The 20,478-nt window shown below is 66.0% G+C and carries 17 protein-coding genes; 2 read left to right on the plus strand and 15 right to left on the minus strand.

Features of this window, described 5'->3' with window-relative positions:
- Window positions 1–21: 21 nt before the first annotated feature.
- Window positions 22–1,032, plus strand: a complete 1,011-nt coding sequence (locus tag CH289_RS21825) for a hypothetical protein (RefSeq protein WP_143545121.1) — start codon at window positions 22–24, stop codon at window positions 1,030–1,032.
- 164 nt (window positions 1,033–1,196) lie between these two features.
- The gene (locus CH289_RS21830) at window positions 1,197–2,276 is read left to right on the plus strand and encodes a hypothetical protein (RefSeq protein ID WP_094728545.1); all 1,080 of its coding nucleotides are present in this window, start codon (window positions 1,197–1,199) and stop codon (window positions 2,274–2,276) included.
- Window positions 2,277–2,531: 255 nt separating this feature from the next.
- Here the strand turns inward: CH289_RS21830 and CH289_RS21835 are convergent, their stop codons facing one another.
- The 15 genes from CH289_RS21835 to CH289_RS21905 all read right to left on the minus strand — a co-directional run bounded on the left by CH289_RS21835 (window position 2,532) and on the right by CH289_RS21905 (window position 20,342).
- Window positions 2,532–3,191 (minus strand): hypothetical protein, encoded by a 660-nt coding sequence (locus CH289_RS21835; protein WP_094728547.1) that lies wholly within the window; start codon window positions 3,189–3,191, stop codon window positions 2,532–2,534.
- Window positions 3,188–5,032 carry a type IV secretory system conjugative DNA transfer family protein gene (locus CH289_RS21840; RefSeq protein ID WP_094728549.1) on the minus strand — a complete coding sequence of 615 codons (1,845 nt, stop codon included), beginning with the start codon at window positions 5,030–5,032 and terminating at the stop codon, window positions 3,188–3,190. The genes CH289_RS21835 and CH289_RS21840 overlap by 4 nt, the downstream gene beginning before the upstream one ends.
- Window positions 5,029–5,208 carry a hypothetical protein gene (locus CH289_RS21845; protein ID WP_094728551.1) on the minus strand — a complete coding sequence of 60 codons (180 nt, stop codon included), beginning with the start codon at window positions 5,206–5,208 and terminating at the stop codon, window positions 5,029–5,031. Before CH289_RS21845 ends, CH289_RS21840 begins: the two co-directional genes overlap by 4 nt.
- Complete coding sequence (locus tag CH289_RS21850) at window positions 5,205–6,698, minus strand: ATP/GTP-binding protein (RefSeq protein ID WP_094728553.1); 1,494 nt, start codon at window positions 6,696–6,698, stop codon at window positions 5,205–5,207. Before CH289_RS21850 ends, CH289_RS21845 begins: the two co-directional genes overlap by 4 nt.
- Before the next feature lie 16 nt (window positions 6,699–6,714).
- Window positions 6,715–8,298 (minus strand): SCO6880 family protein, encoded by a 1,584-nt coding sequence (locus CH289_RS21855; protein ID WP_094728555.1) that lies wholly within the window; start codon window positions 8,296–8,298, stop codon window positions 6,715–6,717.
- Window positions 8,299–8,306: 8 nt separating this feature from the next.
- Complete coding sequence (locus CH289_RS21860) at window positions 8,307–10,520, minus strand: hypothetical protein (protein WP_094728557.1); 2,214 nt, start codon at window positions 10,518–10,520, stop codon at window positions 8,307–8,309.
- An 8-nt stretch (window positions 10,521–10,528) separates the two neighbouring features.
- Complete coding sequence (locus tag CH289_RS21865) at window positions 10,529–11,281, minus strand: hypothetical protein (protein ID WP_094728559.1); 753 nt, start codon at window positions 11,279–11,281, stop codon at window positions 10,529–10,531.
- Between the two features lie 75 nt (window positions 11,282–11,356).
- Complete coding sequence (locus CH289_RS21870) at window positions 11,357–11,776, minus strand: hypothetical protein (RefSeq protein WP_094728561.1); 420 nt, start codon at window positions 11,774–11,776, stop codon at window positions 11,357–11,359.
- 49 nt (window positions 11,777–11,825) lie between these two features.
- Window positions 11,826–12,425: a hypothetical protein gene (locus tag CH289_RS21875; RefSeq protein WP_094728563.1), complete on the minus strand. Its 600-nt coding sequence runs from the start codon at window positions 12,423–12,425 to the stop codon at window positions 11,826–11,828.
- Window positions 12,422–14,119 (minus strand): peptidoglycan DD-metalloendopeptidase family protein, encoded by a 1,698-nt coding sequence (locus CH289_RS21880; protein ID WP_094728565.1) that lies wholly within the window; start codon window positions 14,117–14,119, stop codon window positions 12,422–12,424. The genes CH289_RS21875 and CH289_RS21880 overlap by 4 nt, the downstream gene beginning before the upstream one ends.
- A gap of 162 nt (window positions 14,120–14,281) precedes the next feature.
- Window positions 14,282–16,366, minus strand: a complete 2,085-nt coding sequence (locus CH289_RS21885) for a cutinase family protein (protein WP_094728577.1) — start codon at window positions 16,364–16,366, stop codon at window positions 14,282–14,284.
- 38 nt (window positions 16,367–16,404) lie between these two features.
- Window positions 16,405–17,709, minus strand: coding sequence for a MinD/ParA family ATP-binding protein (locus CH289_RS21890; protein ID WP_094728567.1), 1,305 nt, complete (start codon window positions 17,707–17,709; stop codon window positions 16,405–16,407).
- Window positions 17,706–18,371: a hypothetical protein gene (locus CH289_RS21895; RefSeq protein WP_094728569.1), complete on the minus strand. Its 666-nt coding sequence runs from the start codon at window positions 18,369–18,371 to the stop codon at window positions 17,706–17,708. The genes CH289_RS21890 and CH289_RS21895 overlap by 4 nt, the downstream gene beginning before the upstream one ends.
- 22 nt (window positions 18,372–18,393) lie before the next feature.
- The gene (locus CH289_RS21900) at window positions 18,394–19,017 is read right to left on the minus strand and encodes a hypothetical protein (RefSeq protein WP_256977431.1); all 624 of its coding nucleotides are present in this window, start codon (window positions 19,015–19,017) and stop codon (window positions 18,394–18,396) included.
- A 47-nt stretch (window positions 19,018–19,064) separates the two neighbouring features.
- Complete coding sequence (locus CH289_RS21905; RefSeq protein WP_256977433.1) at window positions 19,065–20,342, minus strand: hypothetical protein; 1,278 nt, start codon at window positions 20,340–20,342, stop codon at window positions 19,065–19,067.
- Between the last annotated feature and the right edge of the window lie 136 nt (window positions 20,343–20,478).

Genomic DNA, 20,478 nt, shown 5'->3' on the forward strand with positions numbered 1-20,478 from the left:
TACGAGCTGTGGCAGCTGCGTGTGGGCAACGAACAGATCAATGCACCCACACGAACTGCCAACATGACCGACGGAAGGGTGCTGCGCACGTGGGTAACCCGCCCGGAACTGTCCCCGGAGCTGTTCGAGTATGTCGAGGGTGTTCTCGGCATGTCCAGACACGACGAACGATTCCCACAGCCGGGCGAACTGTGCACGCCGAGCTTTCATGCAGACCTCGCGCTGCCGAACCTGACACCCCGTGACACATGGGAGTACATGCGTGATCCAGAACAGCTCGCGGAGAGTCTGCAACGCGAAGAGGGGGTGACCGTGCCTGTATCGATGCTTCAGGATCTGCATGCCGACTCCACGGTCGCCAGGTACGGCGATCTTCACGTCGACCACTTCGGTGCGGTTGTGCAGATGGAATCGTTGAAACGCGATGCGGCGGCACTCGGTCAGGCCGAAACGCCGGACAGTGCCATCGCGGCCCGCACACATTTGGCGGTGCTGCAGAAACACCATCAAACGCTGCTTGCGGATCTCGACGCGCGACGACAGGAGACCAATCAACGACACTGCTTGCCTTATGAGCTGATCGCTGCGCAGTCTGAGCAGTGGATTCGCGATACCCGCATCCGAGAACTGAAATCATGGCCAGGCGGAGAACACGCCGCCCGCGCGGCTGCCGACTTCGACCGCCTGATCATCGCCAACAAGCCGTCCTTCGATCCGCAGGCGATCGACGACCCGGCCGCAGTGCGCGCGTTGAAAGATAACTTCTCGAACATCATGTCTCAGGCCCGGATTCGGGAATGGGGTGACCAGAGCCGTCCGTCGGCGGTACATCCGTTATCGCCAGAGGCGAGGACGCTCACCGAAGCAGATCGGCGCGTGTGCGGACAGGCCAAAAACGAGGCCGAGGACCGCGGAATCCGACGCGAACCGAAACGGCCGGTGATGCGGGCCAATGACAACGAAGAACACCAGCGACACCAGTACCGGATGAACACTGCGACCCAAGCAGAGCGTCGCCGGCCATCGATGTGAGGTCGCAAGGTTCACAAAGTACCGCGCTCGCGGGCCTAGGCCCGTCCATGTGCGCACCGCCAGCAGCAGCAACGAGCCAGAAGTAACACCACGCCAGGAGATCGACAGACCGTGCGCGAGCCGATGCAGGCACGCGCGTCATCCGTGAACGAGGAGCATGGGCAATGGCTCGCTACAACAACAGCAACGACCCTTACGAACTGATGATGCTGCAGTACCGAGACGACGGCATACTGCAGATCGATTCGCCATTCCGTGAATTTGCGCTATCCGACGGCCACGTCCTGACTGCATGGACAACCAGGCCCCAGTTGAGCGAAAAATTCTACGACCACCTCGAGAACAGACTGCAGCTGGGCAGAAACAGTCCCGACTTCCCTCAACCAGGTGAGATCTGCCAACCGGCCTATCACGGGTATGTCGAATGGCCGAACCTCACACCCGATGAGCAGCTGTGGCAGTTCGCGTCGAGCCCAGAGGAACTCGCCGCCGAACTCCATCAAGAGCACGGAGCAATCATGCCGGCAGCGATGCGGCACGACCTTCACGCCGATTCCACTCTCGGACACTACGGCGATCTCCATGTCGATCACGTCGGGGCGGTGATTCAGATGGACGCCGTCCGGCGAGACATCGCAGCCCTTCGGTTGGCCGAAACACCGACCGCGACGATGGCGGCCCGCAGTCACCTGGCGGTCCTGGAGGACCACCACCGAGTGCTGATCTCCGATCTGAATGCTCGGCGCGAAAACACTGTTCAACGGCTGTGCCCGACCGGTGAACTCATCGGAGCGCAGACAGCGGAATGGACCGAGGACGCCAGGGTCCACGAGCTGCGCACCTGGCCCGGAGGAGCGCACACCCAACGCGCGATAGCCGAGCTCGATCAGGCAACCACCGCCATGAAGACCAGTCCCGCCATCGACGCCTGGGACACCTTCGAGAAGTTCTTCGATCTGCACCAGAACTTCTCGACCACGATGTCGCTGGCACGGATCCAAGAATGGGGTGACCCGTCGACGAGCAGACCGTCCGTGAAGTCGAGCACCCCTCTGCCGGCGATGACACTGACCGAAGCCGATCTACGTCAGCGAGCGCACCAGCGTTCGAATCCGGCCGATCGCGGAATTCGACGCGAACCGAAACAGCCGGCGCCGCGTGCAACCGACGCGGCGGAACACCAGCGTCACCAGAACCGGATGGACACAACACATCAGATAGAGCATCGACGGCCGTCGATGTGAGCGGCTGCGGTACCCCGTAGACAAAGACAAAGACAAAGACAAATGCACCAGCACCCTGGACGGGTGTTGGTGCATTTGCCGTCGAGCGGCCGCCGATCGACCGGATACCGTCCGGGCGGGTGGACGAGATGTTCGGTCGATCGGAGGCCAGCGGTGCAACGCCCGTGGCGGCGATGCCTGAGATGCACGTGATGTATCCGGGCGGGATGCACATCAGCGTGCAGACACCCCTGGAGTGTCGAACCGCAGCTTTTGTCAGGTCGGGGGAGCGGGAATCCACGCGCCGAGTCGGCCGTGAAACCTCCACACGAGGTCCTCGAACCTCACATCGCTGTCGGGATCGGCGGGGTCGACCGGCTCGGCGAGGCCGGAGTCGATCGCCATCTCCATATCGTCGGCCGGGATGCTGCGCACCTCCTGCGCGGAAGTGATGTCCGCCACCGGCTGCAGCGACCGAGTCGGGACCGGTGCAGGCGTCGGCGCCGGCGGGGGACGGCCGTCGACGTCGGCGGCGATGAACTCGTCGAGGCCGTCGAGGGTGGCAGGCTGCACCGGCCGGTGCGCGCACCGGGAATGGGTGCACGTCTCGAAGTCGCTGATCGTGCGGATACGGTGCACGACCGGCCAGAACCATTGCGTGTGCCAGGCGGTGAGGTCGTCGCGGTACCCATCGCCCCGGTAGTAGGCGTCGGTCCAGGCCACCATCAATGCCGAGAGTTCTTCGACGACGGGACTGTGGCGGTACCAGCACGGCGGGATCTTGACCTCGAGCTCGTAGCGCTCCCGAATCCACGCCGTCCAGTCGATCAACTCCTCCCACAGTTGCCGGGCCTGCTCGGTGTCGAGGTAGCGCCAGGTGAACCGGGACGGTTCGAGCTCCTCGGTTTCCTCCGCGGATTCCTGGGCGGCGGTCACGAGACCTGCGTCCCGTCACTGACCTTGTCGAGAACAACGGCAACAGATCGCTCCGCACGATGGACTGATTCCCGGCCGGAGACGATGTCGCCGAACACCTCCTGCGAATGCAGGACCGCGGCTCGGGTGTCCTTGTCGTCCCACACCGACCGCAGAGACACCAGGATCGGCGGCGCATTCCGGTAGATCAGCAGCCCGGTGTCGGGCTCCATCGTGCGGATCTCGGCTGGAGTCATGATCGGGACTTCCCGCAGCGTCGGCCCGCTCTGCTTGTTGCCGGAGGGTTGCCACTCGAACCGGTCACCGAGCATCCGTGAGATCGCCTGCAATTCCTCACCTTTGAGACCAGGGAGGATCAAACGGGCGGGGGAGTTGTCGGCGAACATCTTGCCCGCGACCGGGCCCCACCGCAGCTTGTTCTGTTCCTCGTTGTGGGCGTAAGCGTGGATGGTGATGCCGCGGCCACCGGAGTCCGACATCAGATCCGGCAGACCCGGTATGGGCGCGACGTTGTTGACTTCGTCGAGCTCGAACCGGATCGGGGGATCGAATCGGCCACCGGGCAGCGTTTGAGAGTATCGATCGGCGAGGTAGTGGACTTCTGTGGCCAGCGCGGCGACGAACGGTGCGGCCGAGTTGTCCTTGCCTTTGGAGACCAGATACAGCGTGTCGGCACCGGACCGGATGAACGCCTCGATGTCGAACGACTGGTGGATCGGGACGTCGATCGCCTCCATCAACGCCTGCGAGGCGAGCGGTGCGAGCAGTCTGCTGGCGGCGCCGATCATGTCGTCGGAGGAGTCCGATCCGGAGTCGAGGATCTGGGCGAGTTCGCTTTCCCATTCCGGCATCGACCGGGCGAGGATCTCGCGTGGCTCACGGCCCTTGCGGGAGTTCACCCACACCCGCAGGGTGCCCAGGCCCGCGCCGCTGATCGCCGCTGCGTGGAGGTAGCAGCGCAGCAGCACCACGGCCTTGTCTTCCCAGTAGCCGCCGTTCTTCGTATCTCCCATCGGCATCGCCCCGACCAGTGCTTGGGCGCGGCGGATTGCGACGTCGGGGTCCTGGCACCCGGAGAGAATGGACCAGCGCAGCCGAGTCGGCCAGCCGGTGATGTTGTCCGGATCGAAGATCCCGATCTCACCGAGCGCGGATCGGTGCTCGTAGGTCGCGGAGATCAGATCGACCTTGGTCGTGGTGACCAGGAGCGGGCCGGGTGCGTCCATGCAGCGTTGATACGCCAGCCGCCAGGTCTTTCCGGATCCGGTGACACCTTCGACGAGCATGCAGTCGTTCTGCCTCAGATACACCGCGACATCGGGATCCATCACGTTGTAGCCCAACAGGATCGCCACCTCCGCGGGATCGAGCCGAGAGGGTGAGACGTCTTTGAGCGATGCTCGGGTTTGCGTCGCGGCCTTACGCACGCCTTTGGCGTCGATGCCGGCGCGGGCGAGGTCCTTGCGGGTGGCGAAACCGCGTTCGGCTTGCTCGCGGCGAAAGCGCCGGTCGTCGAGTTCGGAGTTGATCCAGAGTGCGACGGCCGTATACGCGGCGCCGAGAACGATGATGCAGGTCCAGGTGATCCACGCCGGACCGGGTTGGGCGCCGTCGGGCCAGCCCGAGGCGGGATCGCCGGGATGGGTGATCAGGCCGAGAAAGATCTCGGCGAGCTCGCCGCCGTTGCCCGGCATCGCAACGACCGTGCCCGCGGCCACGGAGGAGACCAGTCCGCCGCCGACGACCGCGAACAGCAACCCGACCACGAACACGGCGATGGTCACCGCCTCGGACGCGATGATCGGCTCTCTCGGCCGCGGCGGCGGCGTCCTGCGCGTCATCGGACTTGTCCTTTCGCGGGAGTAGTTCGGAACCCGATACGGGGAATGTCGTTTCGGGCCTCGGAATCGAGGTCGATGAAGCCGTCGAGGACAGCGGCTTTGGCGATCAATGCAGCCCAGTGCAGGAGTGCGTCGGCCGGCGGTGATTGTTCGGTCATCACCTGTGGTGGGTTCATGCGGCTCTCGTTCCTTTCACGGCTTCGTCGGTGTTGGTCAGTGCGATCTCTTCGGGGGAGCGGACGTGTTCCATCAGGATGGGGTCGGCGGATCCGATCTTGACCAGGCATTCGCCTTGGCCGAGGCCCATGATGATTTCCACCGATCCCGCTGGTAGGTGGTACATCTCGGCGGTTTCACGGGCGTCGTCGTAGCGTTCCTGCGCGAACAGGAACACGATTCCCGCTTCCTGCATGAGCGCTCGTGCGGGGGAGTCCTTGGACATGTCCGAGGGATGGTGGAAGGCAGAGACGGTCGAGAGCCCGAGTCCGCGTGAGAGTTTCATGTTGGATCGGAAGACGCTGCCGGTCGAACCCTCGGCGACGTGCCAGCCTTCCTCGACGATGAGGATGGTCTGCTTCGATATCGACGAGCGGGCAGCGAGCAGGTTGGCGAGCCAGGTGTTGATGACGGTCATCACCACCCTCAGCGCGGGTCCTTCGGTCGGAAGGGCGGAGATGTCGAAGTGCGCGAACGGATGCTCGAGCGCTTCGCGGACCTCCGGGGAGGTGGGTGCGTCGACGAGGCCCTTGAGGTCGCGGTCGACCAGGCGTAGCAGCGCCAGGCCGGGTTCGTATCCCCATTCGAGGGATCGCTGCGCCCAGCGGTCACCGAAGTAATCCCCGTCGCCGCTCCGGGGTTCGATGAGACGACGCGCGAGATCCTCGAGGATCGGTTCGCGGCCGGCGGCAGCGGCTTCCTGGTTGACCAGTTCGAGTGCCCGGCCGACGGCGCTTTTCTCCGAGGTGGTCAGCGGGCGTTCCATCGTGTCGGCGAGTACGGCGAGCACGAGCGCTTCCTGACCGGCCGGGGTGACGCCGTCGAGGCCTCCGGCGTGTTCACCGCCGGTGGTGATCGCCGGGTCGAGCAGGTTCAACCGTGCGCCGCCGCCGCCGGTTTTGAACCGGACCGATTGCACGCCGAGCACGCGCGCGAACACCGAGTATTCACCCTCGGTGCCCTGTCGTTTCTTGTCCATCACCACCACCTGGCGGCCGAAAATGAGTTGCCGCCAGCAGGAACCGGTCTTGATCAGCGACGATTTACCCTTGCCGATGTCGCCGACCATGCAGACGTTGATGTTGGAGATGTCGGTGCCGTAGAGCTCGAACGGATCGGTGATCACCACATCTTGTGAAATCCGGTTCAATCCGGTGATCGGGCCTTGATGGCGAACACTGCGGCGACTGATCGCCAGGTTCAGTGCTTCGCCCTGCCTTGTGGTAGTCCACGCACCTTCCGGGCGGGGTTCGTACCACCCGAACCGGTCGAGGATCTTGCGGCGACGGGGCGGTTTCCTGCGGGCTACCGGACGAGGGAGAGTGTCGACGGCATCGACAACACGCGTGCCCTCGCCGAGGTGCTGCGCGGTGTCTGCGAACAGTCGGCTGCGGCCCCGTGCAGATGGCCGCGAATGGGTCGCCGGGCCGGTGGTGGCGGAAGATGGCATGTCGAATGCTCCAGGCCTACTTGGTGTATCGCGTGACGGCCAGACCGCGGCCGAGGGGCAAGGTCGCGAACAGGGCGACGTCGTGGTCATCGCTCTGCCAATCGATGGTCTTGATCGCCGACTCGTCGGCCGATTCGCTCACGCGCATGCAGGCACGCTCGAGGTCGTCCTCGTCGCGCCCGGTGACGGCGATCGCCATCGAGTAGATGACGCCGTGATGCCCGGATCCGGGCTTCAGGTCCTGGCGACGTCGGCCCGATGCGGTCGCCATCACCTCACTCGACCCGTCACCGATCTTGCCTCTGCGGCGTTGGGTTTCCTGGGCGGCCTCGTCCTGGGTGAAGTCGTGCGATGCGCTCTCGCGGGCGATCTTGTCGCGCACGAAATCCATTCGGACACTGATGGTTCGGATCGTCGGCGACGGTGCTGTCTCGTCGTCGCCAGGGTCGGGGGAGACACCGGTCAACAGCGGCGCCAGCCACAGTGGGCCGAGTTCGACCGGTTCGATGCTCGCCGGCGGCATGATTCCCACGCGGGTGTGCCAGCGGCCGGATATCACCGCAGCGTTCTCGCCGCCGATATAGGAGGGCCAGCAGTTGCTCCACCGTGCGCCTTGGTGCCGGTCGAGCCGGTGGGTGGGGTCGATGAACGCGCGGATCACCGCGCAGGTGCGCTGCTCTCCGAGGACTTCCACGCGCCCGAATCCGGCGGAGACGAGTTTGGAGACCGCCCGCATCGTCTCATCACGCACGACCTGGGCGATGCCACCTTCGAAGCGGGCGTTCTTACCGCCTGCAGCGCGAGATGCTGCGTCTTCGAACGCATCCGATTGCGGGAACTTGAGCACCACGTACGCGCGGTGTTCTTCGGTGTGCGGGCGGATGGTGTCGAGCAGGTTTCCGTACGAGGCGACCGGTGCGGACAACCGCAGGTCGCCGAGGGCTTCGACCTGGTGCTCGACCCAGTCCTCGTGCATCGTCAGGTCCGCGGGGATCGAGCGGTGCAGGATCTGAATTCCACGGATCAGTGAGGTCGCCTTGGCCAGTGAGGCTCCGAACCGGCCGAACTTCTCCGACGTGCTCGCCCACGCGGCATCGGTGCGCAAACCTCCGGCGAGGCCTTGGACGGCGAGAACGACCGTGCAGTAAGGCCGCTCGCCTGGGTTGGCGGTGCGGACGATGAACATCTCGTCCAACCCGGTGCCCGCGACGTCGAGAGGCTCGGTGCGGCCCAACGGGACCGGGTACTCCCAGCCTGGGTCGAGGCCGGGCTGACCGTAGGCAGGATCGAGTGGGTGCCGGAAGATGTGTTCGCCGCGGCGTGTGCGCGACCAGGTGCGCAGGCTGTGCAGTGTCGTGGCCGCGTAGGAGCGATCACCGAACTCGAAGGTCGCCGCGAACACCCCGAGCCAGAGCAGCGCGACGAACCCGACGGCGAGGGTGCCGCCGCCGATGACGAAGTACGCGGTGATCCCGCCGACCAGGGCGGTCGACCAGGTGATCAGCACCGGTGCCGCGATTCCGGTCAACCCGCGGCGGGCGATCTCGCCGCCGAGGATCGAGGTGCGCTGCACGCTCTCGTGCGTGGTGTCGGTACTCATCCGGGTACTTACCTGCCTTCCGATTCCGACGCCGAGGATTCGGCGGAGCTCTTGGCTTTGTTCATCGCCGCGGCCGCGGACTGCGCGGCGATCGGCACCGCCACCGCGCCTGCGGTGGCCACGGCCCCGACCGAGCCCGCGGCGAGCTTGCCGCCGAGCCGTCCGGCCATGCCGATCTTCGAACCACCACCACCGGCCGTGGATGCGGCGGCGGCGCCGTCGTGCTGCGGGGTGTGCGGAGCAGAACCGCCGCCGGCGTGTGATCCACCGGACTCGGCTGCGTGGGGCGTACGCGTGGCCGCGTCGACACCGCTGCCCGAGGGTGTCGAGCGCCGGGCACCATCTACTCCGCCGCCGCCCCCGCTACTTCCTCCGCCGCCGCCCCCGCTACTTCCTCCGCCGCTGCGGCTACGGAACAGCGCCGAGCTCCCGAGACCGCCGACGACACCGCCGGCGATCGACCCACCGCCGGAGCCGAAACCTTCCGAATCCGCTTTGGTGGGAAGAATCGGTGCCCACTTGAGCAGTGCCCAGGGTGCGAGGCCCACGACGACCATGGCCGTCCCGACCAGAGCGAGGGACCCGAGGGAGGTCAGATCGCCGGATCCGCCGCCGCCGTTGAGCAGTCCGTTGTTCGCTGCGGCGAGCACGATCGAGATGACCAGGAACAGCAGCGGTTTGCTGAACACCAAGCCGACGAAGGTCAGCACCGGGCGTAGCGCTTTGACGCGCCAGGTGGGGTGTACCCACATGCCGTACCCGATTCCGGCGACGCACGCGGCCAGTGGCAGGCCGATCTGGTGCATCAGCAGCCCGAGGTACACCGACAGAGCGCCGAGCAGCAGCAGACCGAAGAAGAGGAACCCGACGATCGATCCACCGACGACGGTTTCGCTGTTCATCGCGGACATGGAGTTGTAGATGTTCTCGACCATCTCCGTCACCGTCGATCCGGACAACGCGGTGATCCCGTCGGTGACGGCCTTGGCGATCTCGATCAGAAACTGAGCTGCCGTGAGGGAGAAGAGCATCATCATGAACCCGGCCGGGAGATAGCCGAAGACGTTCGCAACCAGCTCGGCCGGGGAGCCCTTCTGCCGCGATCGGGCGATCGCGATCAACACCGCGAAGGACATCACCATCATTCCCAGCCCTGTCGAGGCGACGTACCAGGTCAGGAACCAGGGTTGGGTCGGATCGAAGTCGCCGGTGCTGGTCAGCCCTCGCAGGACTGCGTCGGTGAGGGAGAGCGCTCCGGCTTTGGTCGAGTTGGCCCAGTCGTCGATGACGGTGGCGGGGTCCGTGACGAAATCGACCACATCACCCGCGACACCGGTGACCCAGGAGAATGCCTGTACGTAGGCTTTGCCGAGCTTGTACTGCGGCGTCGACTCGATGACGATGCTCGCCGCTTGCTTGACCCGTTCGGTGAAACCGGTGTTCTGATCGATCCAGTTGGCGGTGCCGATGAACAGCCGTCCGATCGCCAGATTCCAGTCCTGGCACTGGCGAACATCGCGTTCCGAGCTCGCTTGTCCGCAGTCGACGAAGAAGGCGTGCATGCAGTACTGGTCACCGGACCCCTCCGAGCACGGGTCCGACCACGCGGCGTCGGGAACTATGTCGGCGCCGGGCAGCTCCTCGATCGCTGTCAGAGAGTCCGCGTCGGGAGTCGTCGCCCACGCGAAGCCCCAGGTGCTCCACTCTTTCGTACCCCACCGGGTCAGATCGGCAGCGCACGTACCGGTCGGTGGATGAAAGCTCGTATCGCCGGCCGGGAAGACGGTCGGGAGTGCGTCGTCAGGCGGTTCGGCGCCGTCGGCGACGGCTTTCTTCGCCTCGTCGACGGTGTCGATGGCTGCGTTTTCACTGCCCGCAGAAAGGGTGGCGCCGCCGATCATGTCGACCTTCTGCTCGTCCGGCGCGGTCCAGTACATGAGCCGGTTCTCGTTCGAGAGAGCTTCGGAGATGTAGAGCCCGAGGTCGCCGCCTTGTTCCTTGCAGTTGCCGGTGAACCACGGACCGGTCTTGAATTCCTCTGTGCCGCCGATGAATTTCTTCAGATCGGCAGGGAAGTGTTCCGGTAGCCGGGTTGCGGTTTGTTGGCCGGTCACCGCACCGGGTTCGGGCACTGGCGTCGGTTGTGCGGACGCGAGTGCGGACGGCCCGAACAGGGCCGCCAGAGCGGCGATGACCACTGCTAGAACGAGACGACGAATCATGTTCTCTCCTAGTCGATGTAGAAGGTGTAGTACCCGGCGGTCAACTGGCCACCGAGAGTCGAATCAGCGGTCGGGTAGGAGGCGTCCTCGGGGCGAGGGCCCTGCCGGAACGACCAGTCCTGGGCCTTCCAATCCCCCTCCTGCCACACCAGGGACAGGTCGGTGGTCGAATATGTCGTCGAGACAGCGACTTTGCCGGTGTCGTTGATCTCGGACTGTCCGACCCCGATCGTCCAGATCGACACCTGGGCGGCATCCTGGGTGAACGAGGTGACCGTCACCGCACCGGGAAGAAGCGAGAGCACATCGTCGTCTTCGTCGCGGTTGCTCTCGATAGCGAGAGCATCGGCGAGATTTCGACCCGGCTCAGCGACGATCATGGCCGAGCGCACATCGTTCATCTCGACACGGCCCTGACCGGCCTGCGCGATTGCCTGAATGGTGTTGACCGCGGCGGTCGATGCTCCCTGCTCGTCGCGTGTGTAGCCGCTGGGCACACCGTCGTTGACCGTGGTCGGTCCGTGCACGGCGCGGATAGCGTCACTGCTTCCGCCGTTGCCATCACGTGCCGAGCCGCCACCGAGCGTGATGACCAAGACAAGTGCAATCACCAAGACGGCGATGCCGGCGGCCGCGGCGACGAACGGCGCTCGTCGCCGATAGTTGCGTCCAGGGTCGGTGCGTGCAAAGGCTGCACGGGTTGCGTCGGAAGGGACGGGGCCGGAGGTGTCGGAGGTGACGTTGCGGTAGTCGTTTCCCATGAGTACTTCTCTTTTCTGCGGCTGCAGCCGCATCGGTGGGGTCGATCGACGGGGTGTCGAATGGGGTCGGATGGATCAGGCGGCAGGCTGAACCAGGAACAGCAATGCCCCGACGATGGGAGATACGGCCGCGGTGCCTCCCAACATGTAGAACGAGAGCTTCAGGTCATCGGAGGCGTCCGAGAGATCGCTCGGCATGTTCCGGCCGCGGGCTTTGCGGACCTTCAGGAACGAGGTCAAAACGGAGAACCCGGCGAAAGCGATGCACGCACCCCACACTGCGGCCAACAGGCGCTTCCACGTCTGATTCAATGCGGGTCCGAACAAGCTCACATCGGGGCTGACCCCGTCGAAGGGGTTGACTGCTTGAGCGGAGGCGATACCGCCGGCGAGGACGGTCAGCGCTGTGGTGATCGTGAGCACTGCGAGTACGCGGCGGATTCGGTGATTGGGGCGCCCTGCCGTGATGGGCGCGGGTGATGTGGTGAGTTTCATGGCACTTTCCTTTCCAACGGAACGGGGGTCGGTGAGGGTTCGAGGAGCGCTATTTGTCTTGAATGCGGCTCACCGCCCAACCGTCCGTGCCGTGTCGGAGCACGACTGCGACGATCGATTCGCTCACTAGCGCGCCGGCGACGCTCTGGGTGACGCGGTAGGCGCGGTAGGCGAGCTCCTCGGTCTGCGGCGGTGTCGGTTCGTCGTCGACGGTCAAGGCCGGGGTCAGGACCACGCCGTCGGCGGCCCAGGACAGCCACTGGGCGCCGGGGCTCGATTGCGCTGTGGTGGAGGTGATTTCGCGGGCATAGTCGGCCGTGAGCAGCGGTGCGGTGCGGGCCGCTGCATCGTTGGGTCCGCTGTCGACGGCGGTGTTCCAGGTGAACCAGATCGACAACGCCGCGGCCGCGACGGCGTCGGGATCTTCCCGGTCGACAGCCGGAGCGGTCTTCGGTAGTGCGGTCGCGGCGGGGGCGGGAGTGCGGACCGGGTCATTCGCCTGCGGATCGGGTGAGCCGGGGTTCCATTGCTGCGCCGGGATACTGGGCATCGTCTGGCCGTCGTTGTTCGCCCCGGTGGTGTCCGTGCAGCCGGTGAGGACTGCGGCGGTGAGCAGCAGTGCTACGAGCATGGTGCGGGTGGTGATCATCCGAATCTCCGTGCGGTCAGGCCGGTGGGCGGCGGGGTCCAGTCGGATACTTTGACGACGTCGCCGGACTGGGGAGCCTCGACGACCTGGTTGTTTCCGAGCCAGATGAAGATGTGACCGGAGTGGGGTTGGATGATGTCGCCGGGCGCGAGTTCTGCTGCGGTGGCGACGACGCGGCCGCGGGGATCGGCGATCTGCGCGGAATCCTGGTGCGGGAGAACGATCGCCCCACCGGAGGCTTGCGCTACGGCGTAGAGCACCAGGCCGGAGCAGTCGAAGCCGACTTTGTCGAAGTCGCCGATCATGTCCGCGCGGCCGCCGCCGTCACTGACACCCTTGGTCGGTCCGCCCTGGTCTCCGCCGCCCCAGGCGTAGGTGGTGCCGAGCCAGGCCATCGCGGCTGCGACGACGTTGTTCCCGAACGGTCCACCGGCCACGAGACCGGGGCCGGCGTCGTGGACCGCGACGGCGACGGAGAACTTCTCGGCCGCGGCGCGCGGGATCTTCGCGACGTAGTCGAGGGTTTCGGTGTTCTGGCAGACCCGGCCCTGCGAGAGGGTGGCGCCGGGGCCGCAGTTGTACATCGACAGGTACAGCTCGGTCAGATCGCCGGTCAGCGCGCCGGAGGCGAGGGACTCCTTGGCGATGCCCGCGAGCTCGCAGTCGTAGGCAGCTTGGGTCATCACCGCATCGGGGATGCTGCGGGTGCTCTTGCTGCCGTCGCCGTCGCCGTCGACGGCTTTCGCGGCCCAGGTGGCGGGCATGAACTGTGCTGGCCCGTCGGCGCCGGATCCGGCGTTGTGGGCGTTGACGTCGAAGCCGCCCTCCTGTTCGAGTTGGGCTGCGACGATCGGTGCGGTGACCTCGGGGCAGACGGTGCCGGCTTTCACGATCCAGGGTTCGAAGTCCGCGGGTACCGATCCGGGCCGCAGTCCCGTGGTTCCGGTGGGCTGGCCGCATCCGGGTTTCGCCGACGCTGCCAGTGCCACGTCGCGGCTCGATGCCCGCTTCGGCGGCGCGGCCGATGGGCTGGTGGTCGGGCTGCTCGTGTCGGCGGCCAGGACATCGCTGCCGGTGTCGGAGGGTGCCGCAGCGCCGGAGGCGGCGAGCCAGGCCACCGGATCGACCGCGCTGGAGCCGTCTGCGAGGCGGGTTCCGGGCCAGACCTCGAAGTGCAGGTGCGGTCCGGTGGATTGTCCGGCGTTGCCGACTTTTCCGATCGGATCACCGGCGGTGACGGTGCCGCCTTCGGTGACGTCGACGCCGTCGTCGTTCATGTGTCCGTAGACGGTGGAGAGGGATTGTCCGTCGACAGTGGTGTCGATGATGATCCAGTTACCGAAACCGCTGGCGTGACCGGCTTTTGCGACGGTGCCGTCGGTGGCCGCGTAGATCGGGGTGCCGGTGGCGGCGGAGTAGTCCTGCCCCTGGTGGCCTTCCTGGGCGCCGGTGACCGGGTTGGTGCGCGGCCCGAACGGGCTCGTCGCTTGGTAGGTGCCCTCGCGGAGCGGCATGACCACGGTGCCCGAATGTGGGGCAGTCGTAGCGCCGGTGGGTAGGCAGGTGCCTTCGTCGTCTGGTGGTGTCCGGTCTCCGGAGAGGACACCGATGAAGGCGATCGCGGCGATGACGGCGATCAGCAGTGCGCTGAGCGCGCCCGCTGCCGTACCTTTGCCGTTCTGCGATCCTGCCATGGGTGCATGTCCTTCATTCGATCGACAAAATGTGATCGATGCCCGCCCGGACACCGGTTGTGCTGTGTTGTGCTCTGCGTGATGTGCGTTGTGGTCGTCGATCTGGCTGCCCGCCCGGCTGCCGACCTTCGACCCACCGCCTAGTGAGTTGTCGGAAGTAGTTCAGCCTCCTAGCTTTTGGGTGAAGAAGTCGATCAGCCACTGCAGAGCGCTGCGGCCGGTGGAGTCGACTGTGAAGTCGCTGTAGGACTGGTGCGCTCCGGAGGCGAAGAACGTTGCGGCATCGATGCCCGCGCCGACGAGCTCGGTCAGATCACCCGCGCCCGGAGAGGACGCGAGGGAGACGAGGGAGCCTGCGAGACTGGCGAAGTCGCCGCTCGATGCCTGCTGACCGATCGCAGCAGACTGTCCTGTGACCTGTGTCTGCGCGCCGAGCTGGTCGGGGCTGGTCTTCGATCCGGATCCGGAGACGACGCCGATGGCGACGGAGGCGAGATCGAGCCCGATCGGAAGGAGTTCTGCGGCGGCGGCGAGGTTGCCGGTTTCGAGGATCTTCCAGCCGACTTCCTGGATCGCCCCGATGTCGTTGGCCAACCGGATGACATCGACGCCTCCGAGCAATCCCAGGACCAGTGAGGCGATCTGTGCGGATCCGGACGGGTCCGGGATCATCGCCACCAGGGCGGAGAGAGTGTGCAGATCCACCCCGGCGGCCATCTTGACGATCGGTGCGAACTGGTTGTTCAGCTCCCCGGCGATGCGGTGCGCTTCGCGGACGTCGAGAGCGGCGACTTTCTGCGGCAACGCGATCAGGTTGTTCACGATGCCCTGGTAGTCCATCGAGGAGAAGCCGGTGGCGACGTTGACGATCTGGCCCACGACCGTTTTCGGCTTGAGCAGTGAGAGGACCTGTGTCGCCGAGGTCAGTGCATCCGGTGCCACGGACTGCAACGGTGCGATCTGACCGGTGAGTGCCTGCGCGGAGTCTGCGAGCCCGGCGGTGGTGCCGGTGCCGCCGAGCACCGTGGAAGCAGTGTCCGCGATCGAGGTGGCCGTGCTGATTGCTCCGGCGATGTCGATCTGGTCGAGCGCATTGAGCACGCCTGCGGTCTGCTTCTCCGGTGTGCCGTCGGCGGCGGTGTCGAGCGCGGACCGGATACCGGGGTTGGCGGCGATCACCGATTGAATGTCGGCGACCGGGGACAAAGTATTGGCGAGTGAGGTAGCGGAGGCTTCGACTCCGGCGACCTGGGATTGCGAGCGGTTCGCCCCGACCGTCTCCGGGAGCGATCCGATGCGATCAGAGAGGCCCGACGCCGTGCTCGCGGCGCCGGTGAGGTCGACGCGGGAGAAGTCCGAGACCAGCGAGGACGCGAAATCGTCGGTGCCGGTACCGGGTGCCGCGGTCGTTCCGGCCTGCGCAGCCGAGCCTGCTGATGCCGCTGTGCTGCCGGTGACCCCGCCTTGAGCGGAGCCGCCGATCGTCAGGGACGCCGACGGCCCGGTTGCGGCGGCGCTCTCACTGTCGGTGGGGTTGGCGAGGACCTTGCCGAGACCGGCGATCAGTCCGTCGGTGCCGGCGTTCGTCGAGCAGTACAGGTCCGTCGGTGCGCAGAGCTGGCGCACCAGTGGGGCGAGGGAGCCGAAGCCTTCGGGCCGGACACCGCCGATGCCTTGGCCGTCGACTTTCGGGCCGACGAGTGTGCCGCCGGCGGTTCCTTGATGCGGGTCGGCGACCAGTCCGACACCGAGCACTCGGGCGGCGGGGATCACGCCGAGGCCGTTGCCGATCTCCGCTGCGATGTCGCCGGCGGCGTCGGCGCCCTGGGAGTAGCCGGCGAGCAGGAACTTCGCGCTCGCGCACGCCGAGGTGAGAATGTTGTTGATCGAATCCTTACCGGTTTTCTTGCTGTCAGCGTAGGTGCGGCCCTGATCGAACGCCGACGCCGAGTAGGCGGGGTAGAGGACGTCGATCTGGTTGCCGTACTTCGCTTTCAGTGCCTCACCGACCGTCTTGAGCATCCCCACCGGGACCGTCGGGTTCGCGGCCGCGGTTGTCTCCCAGGTGCCCGGAGTCATGACCGCGACGTACTTCGCGCACGAGCTCGCAGCGGACTGCGACGGCGCGGCACCGGCCGGTACTACCGCGGTGGCCACCAGTAACGATGCTGCGGCCAGCGCCGCGCCCATCTGTGCGAGAGGTCGATGCCACCGGCTACCGGCGCGAGTGGTGGTGCTGCTGATCATGGTTCTCCCTGGGGTGCTGAACACGGACTCGAAACGGGTCACGCTCCGCGGCGAGGTCGTCGCCGCTCCCACTGCGCGAGCTGCGAGAGGTTTTCCTGCGGAGGATGTCGATAGAGCGATTCGGGGGCGAACGGATCGGAGTACTCGAACGCGGCTTTGCGGCGTGCGTCGCCGAGGGTGTCGGCCACCAGCGCAGTGACGTTGGTGTAGCCCTCGATGGTCGCGGTGGGCAGATCCTTGTACGAGATCCGCCCACCCCGCGCCAACGCCGGTTCGTACGGTGCTTCGACGAAGTTGTGTGCGGCGATACCGAGGTCGCTGAGATCGTCGAAGATCACCTGCGAGAGTTCCGGGGAGGAGTCTGGGGTCGTGCAGGTCACGATCACCGTCTGCGCCAGCAGGTGCCCGTAACCGCGGGCCGCGACACCGTCGAGCATCAGATACACCTGCTTGGCGATGTCCATCCGCAGAGGAAGGGGCACGACGAGAACATCGGAATGCTGCATCGCCCACTGCCAGTTCTCCGCGAGCGGGTTGTTGCCGGTGTCGACGACGATCAGGTCCCGGTGTCGACGCAGCACCGCCATGATCGCCGCGCACTCGTCCCACCCGATACTGCGCGACTGGGTGGTCGAATTATCGGATGCGAGAACATCGTCCATCGTGGGTTGGCGGCGCAGGAACGAGTTCAGCGATCCGGACACCGCCGACGTCGACGCGAGTTCGCCCGCATGAGCGAGCAGGTCCCACACCGTCAACTCCGGATCGGTCGTGCGGGCCGCACGATCACCGAGGCTGCCGGTCGATTCGCTGGCATCCCACACCGCGACACCCTGGCCGCGGTGCTTGCCGAATGTCGCTCCGAGCATCAGTGCGGTCGGAGTCTTACCGGCGCCGCCTTTCGGGTTCATCACCGACACTACCGAGCATCCCGGAAGTGGTTGCTGCACAGTGTGAACGGACTGACGGAACCGGACCTCCGGGGTGTCGCTCTTGGGGCGCATGTGCATGCCGAGTGCTGCGTTGACGCGTCCGCGCAGTCCCCAGGTCGCGGGTTCGACGGTCGGGTCCTCGTCCTGTCGGTCGAACATCCTCGCCCGGTAGAGGGTGTCGGGGTCGACGTCTGGGGTCTCTACCGCCGCGAGTGCGTCCTGGCCGACGCCGTAGGGGTCCGGCACCTGGTCCGATTCGGCTGTGGCGCTCTCTGATTCGGTGGTATCGGTCTCTGCTTCGGGACGACGCAAGCGTTGATTGCGCAGGTTGACCGCCGATTCGGCTTGGTAATCCGATACTTTGTTGTCCTCGTGTTCGGAGTCGGGGTGGTGGGGGTCGCGGGTGGTCATCGGCTGACCTCCTCTGCTTCCTCGTCTTCGACGAGTAGGTCGCTGAGTCGAATCGCCTGCCAGGCGCGGTGTCCGGGGACTTCGCACCACACCGCGGCGGGGTTGTCGTCGTCGATGTCGAGACGCTCGAGGTGGACGCCGCTCTTGGCTGCGATCGCGGCCAACCGGGTGCCGTCGACGTTCGGGTTGGAGATGTGCAGGATCAGCCGGATCGCGGATACACCGAGTTCGTCGCGGAGCTTGCCGGCGAGAAACGCTGCTTTTCCGGCTGCGGAGTCGTCGGCCGAGTCCTGGTTACCGTGGCGGAAGACGGCATCTTTGGCGTGGAAGGTGCCGTACCAGGCGGTGTCCTCACCGTTGCCGACAACGGCGAAGCTGCCGCGTTCGTCTCCGGCAGTGAAGAGTTCGATCAGCGGTGCCGATACCGCGGCTTGGGCGACTTGCTCGGCGACCTGTTCGCCTTCCTGAGCGCGGAGGGTGTCGTAGTCGACGTCGAGCTGCTTGTAGAGCTCGCGCTTGATCTTCGGCCACATGGAGCGGCTGAACAGTCCTGTCTGTTCGGCCCAGGCTCGCAGGTCTGCGCTGTCTGCGGTGCGTAGGTCCTGCGATGCGTCGCGGACAGCGGCGGCGGCCTGATCCCATTCGTTGGCTGCACTGGTCATGTGAAGTGGTCCTCTCGTGGGTTCAGGCTTGGTCGATCGAGGCGATGACGTAGCGGCCGTCGACCTCGGTGGTGGTGGTGATGCGTTGGCGATACTGGGTGCCGGGGCCGCCTGGACCGGATTCGGTGAGGGTGAGGGTGAACACCCCAGGGCGAAGCGGGTCGATATCGAAGCAATAGGTCGTGCCTTCTGCGACAGTGGCGATCCCGGCGTCGAGGTTGGTCACGACGGTGTACGGGGCGCTCGATGGAGCGTTGGGGGAGACCAGTGCGTGGGCTGCTGCGCCGGAACGTTGTACGTAGTAGGCGTGTTCGAATGCGGCGATGACGCCTTCGCCGGTGTTCTGATCCCCGGCGGGCATCGAGCAATCCGGGCCAGCGGCCACGGTCGCGGTCGTCGACGGGACGGCGCTGGTGGGAAGGGCTACAGCAGGGGTCGCGGTGGTCTCGGAGTCGTCGTCGCCCGTGAACGCGGCGATCAGCGCTCCGAAGATCAGAGCAAGGACAGCGAGGTAGGCGAACAGCAGTCGTCGGCGGCGGCGAGAGCGGGATTTGGTGGGGTGGGGTGATGGCCCACCCGATGACATCCCTGATCGGGCAGGGCCGGTGGCACTGGGGATCGGGGATGCCATGGAGCGTCGCGACATCTGGCGTAGTCCTTCCTGGCGTGAATACTCTGGGACGAAGAAGCAGGTCAGGCGGGCAGCAGGCCGGCGAGGGTGGCGCCCACCTGGTCGAGGGCAGGACCGGCCGCGGCGACGACATCGGCAACGGTGGGTTGCTGAAGCACAGTCGTCGTGAAGCCTTGGACCGCGGTTGCTGCCGGTTCGATCCAGGTGTTCGCATCGCTGACAGCCTGCTTGGCCAGTGGTGCAGCGTTCTGGACAGCAGAGTTCGCCTGCGCGAGCAGATCAGGGCCCGGTTCGGTGGTCAACGGGGCCGGAATTATCGGAAGCTGATCGGCAGACGGGCCGGTTGGGAGAGCCTCGATGGCAGGCACAGGTGCCGGTGCTGGCTCTTCGATGATCGTTGCTTCGCCGCCCGCGGCCGCGCCGCCGAGTAAGCCGCCGGTGACCGCCCCGATGGCGGTGGTGGTCGCGACGATCGGCGCTGAAATAAGCGCTCCCGCACCAGCGCCGACGGCTGCTCCGAGCCCGGGAACGAAAATGAAGAGACCCGGCCCAACGGCGACGACGGCGGGAGACAATATCGGGGTTGCGGCCACACCGAGTCCGGCTCCGATTGCCGTACCGCCGGCGGTGATGGCTGTGCCGGGAACGAGACCGGCACCGAGCCCGATGAGCCCGCCCGTCACGGCTCCGCCCACGGTGCCGGCAGCGATGCGGTCTGCGCGCGGTGCGTCCGCCAAACCGTTGTCGACGAGCAGGTTTCCACCGTCTGCCTGGATTGCTTGGAAGGTGTTGGAGAGCTGGCGAGCGAACGTCGGATCGACGATCGCGGGGTCGAACGGGACAGGGTTCGCCCCGACCAGAACTGTGTTCTCCGGTGTATCGATCGGCACGATTTTGGTGCGTTTGATCGTGGGCACGGGAGCTGGTTCCGGCGCCGGGGCGGGGGCTGCGATCTCGGGATCAGCAGTGACGGAGGGGCCCTGGATCGGGGCCGGAGTGCTGTCGTAGATCGCTGGGGAGGTGTCGTAGGACGACTGCTGACGACCGGCGTTGTAGTCGTCGACCGTGCGGGTTTCGCCGGAGTAGTCGTACAGCGGTGTATATCCCGGGAGGTAGGTGTCTTCGACGGGAGCGGGAACTACCGGAGCTGGGGGAGGTGTGGTGGTCACCCCAGGCTGCGAGCCCTGTGGGCTTGTCACCCCGGGTTGAGAGGGAGCCGCGTTGGCGGGGGTTGCTACCAGGCCTGCGATGGTCACCGCAGCGACAGCTGGTAGGGCCTTGATCACCCGCCCCCGTGCCGGCTGGGCGCGGTGCTGCGCTGCTCCTGTAACCGCCGTCATTGCGATCAATCCCTTTCCTATTGCGACCTGCGGTGTGCTGGCCGTTGTCGTGAATCCAGTTGGTGCGCCGCCATTTCCGACCTTTATCGGTTCGGATGCGCATGGACGCGTAACGGGCGGTGTTGACGAAATGGCC

The sequence above is a fragment of the Rhodococcus sp. RS1C4 genome (assembly GCF_002258225.1).
Classification (GTDB): Bacteria; Actinomycetota; Actinomycetes; order Mycobacteriales; family Mycobacteriaceae; genus Rhodococcoides; species Rhodococcoides fascians_E.

What these genes read in the sequence shown, in the direction of transcription:
- CH289_RS21830 (WP_094728545.1), top strand. Translation starts at nt 1,197, where the DNA reads ATGGCTCGCTACAACAACAGCAACGACCCTTACGAACTGATGATGCTG.
- CH289_RS21840 (WP_094728549.1), bottom strand. Translation starts at nt 5,032, where the DNA reads ATGACGCGCAGGACGCCGCCGCCGCGGCCGAGAGAGCCGATCATCGCG.
- CH289_RS21845 (WP_094728551.1), bottom strand. Translation starts at nt 5,208, where the DNA reads ATGAACCCACCACAGGTGATGACCGAACAATCACCGCCGGCCGACGCA.
- CH289_RS21850 (WP_094728553.1), bottom strand. Translation starts at nt 6,698, where the DNA reads ATGCCATCTTCCGCCACCACCGGCCCGGCGACCCATTCGCGGCCATCT.
- CH289_RS21855 (WP_094728555.1), bottom strand. Translation starts at nt 8,298, where the DNA reads ATGAGTACCGACACCACGCACGAGAGCGTGCAGCGCACCTCGATCCTC.
- CH289_RS21860 (WP_094728557.1), bottom strand. Translation starts at nt 10,520, where the DNA reads ATGATTCGTCGTCTCGTTCTAGCAGTGGTCATCGCCGCTCTGGCGGCC.
- CH289_RS21865 (WP_094728559.1), bottom strand. Translation starts at nt 11,281, where the DNA reads ATGGGAAACGACTACCGCAACGTCACCTCCGACACCTCCGGCCCCGTC.
- CH289_RS21870 (WP_094728561.1), bottom strand. Translation starts at nt 11,776, where the DNA reads ATGAAACTCACCACATCACCCGCGCCCATCACGGCAGGGCGCCCCAAT.
- CH289_RS21875 (WP_094728563.1), bottom strand. Translation starts at nt 12,425, where the DNA reads ATGATCACCACCCGCACCATGCTCGTAGCACTGCTGCTCACCGCCGCA.
- CH289_RS21880 (WP_094728565.1), bottom strand. Translation starts at nt 14,119, where the DNA reads ATGGCAGGATCGCAGAACGGCAAAGGTACGGCAGCGGGCGCGCTCAGC.
- CH289_RS21885 (WP_094728577.1), bottom strand. Translation starts at nt 16,366, where the DNA reads ATGATCAGCAGCACCACCACTCGCGCCGGTAGCCGGTGGCATCGACCT.
- CH289_RS21890 (WP_094728567.1), bottom strand. Translation starts at nt 17,709, where the DNA reads ATGACCACCCGCGACCCCCACCACCCCGACTCCGAACACGAGGACAAC.
- CH289_RS21895 (WP_094728569.1), bottom strand. Translation starts at nt 18,371, where the DNA reads ATGACCAGTGCAGCCAACGAATGGGATCAGGCCGCCGCCGCTGTCCGC.
- CH289_RS21900 (WP_256977431.1), bottom strand. Translation starts at nt 19,017, where the DNA reads ATGTCGCGACGCTCCATGGCATCCCCGATCCCCAGTGCCACCGGCCCT.
- CH289_RS21905 (WP_256977433.1), bottom strand. Translation starts at nt 20,342, where the DNA reads ATGACGGCGGTTACAGGAGCAGCGCAGCACCGCGCCCAGCCGGCACGG.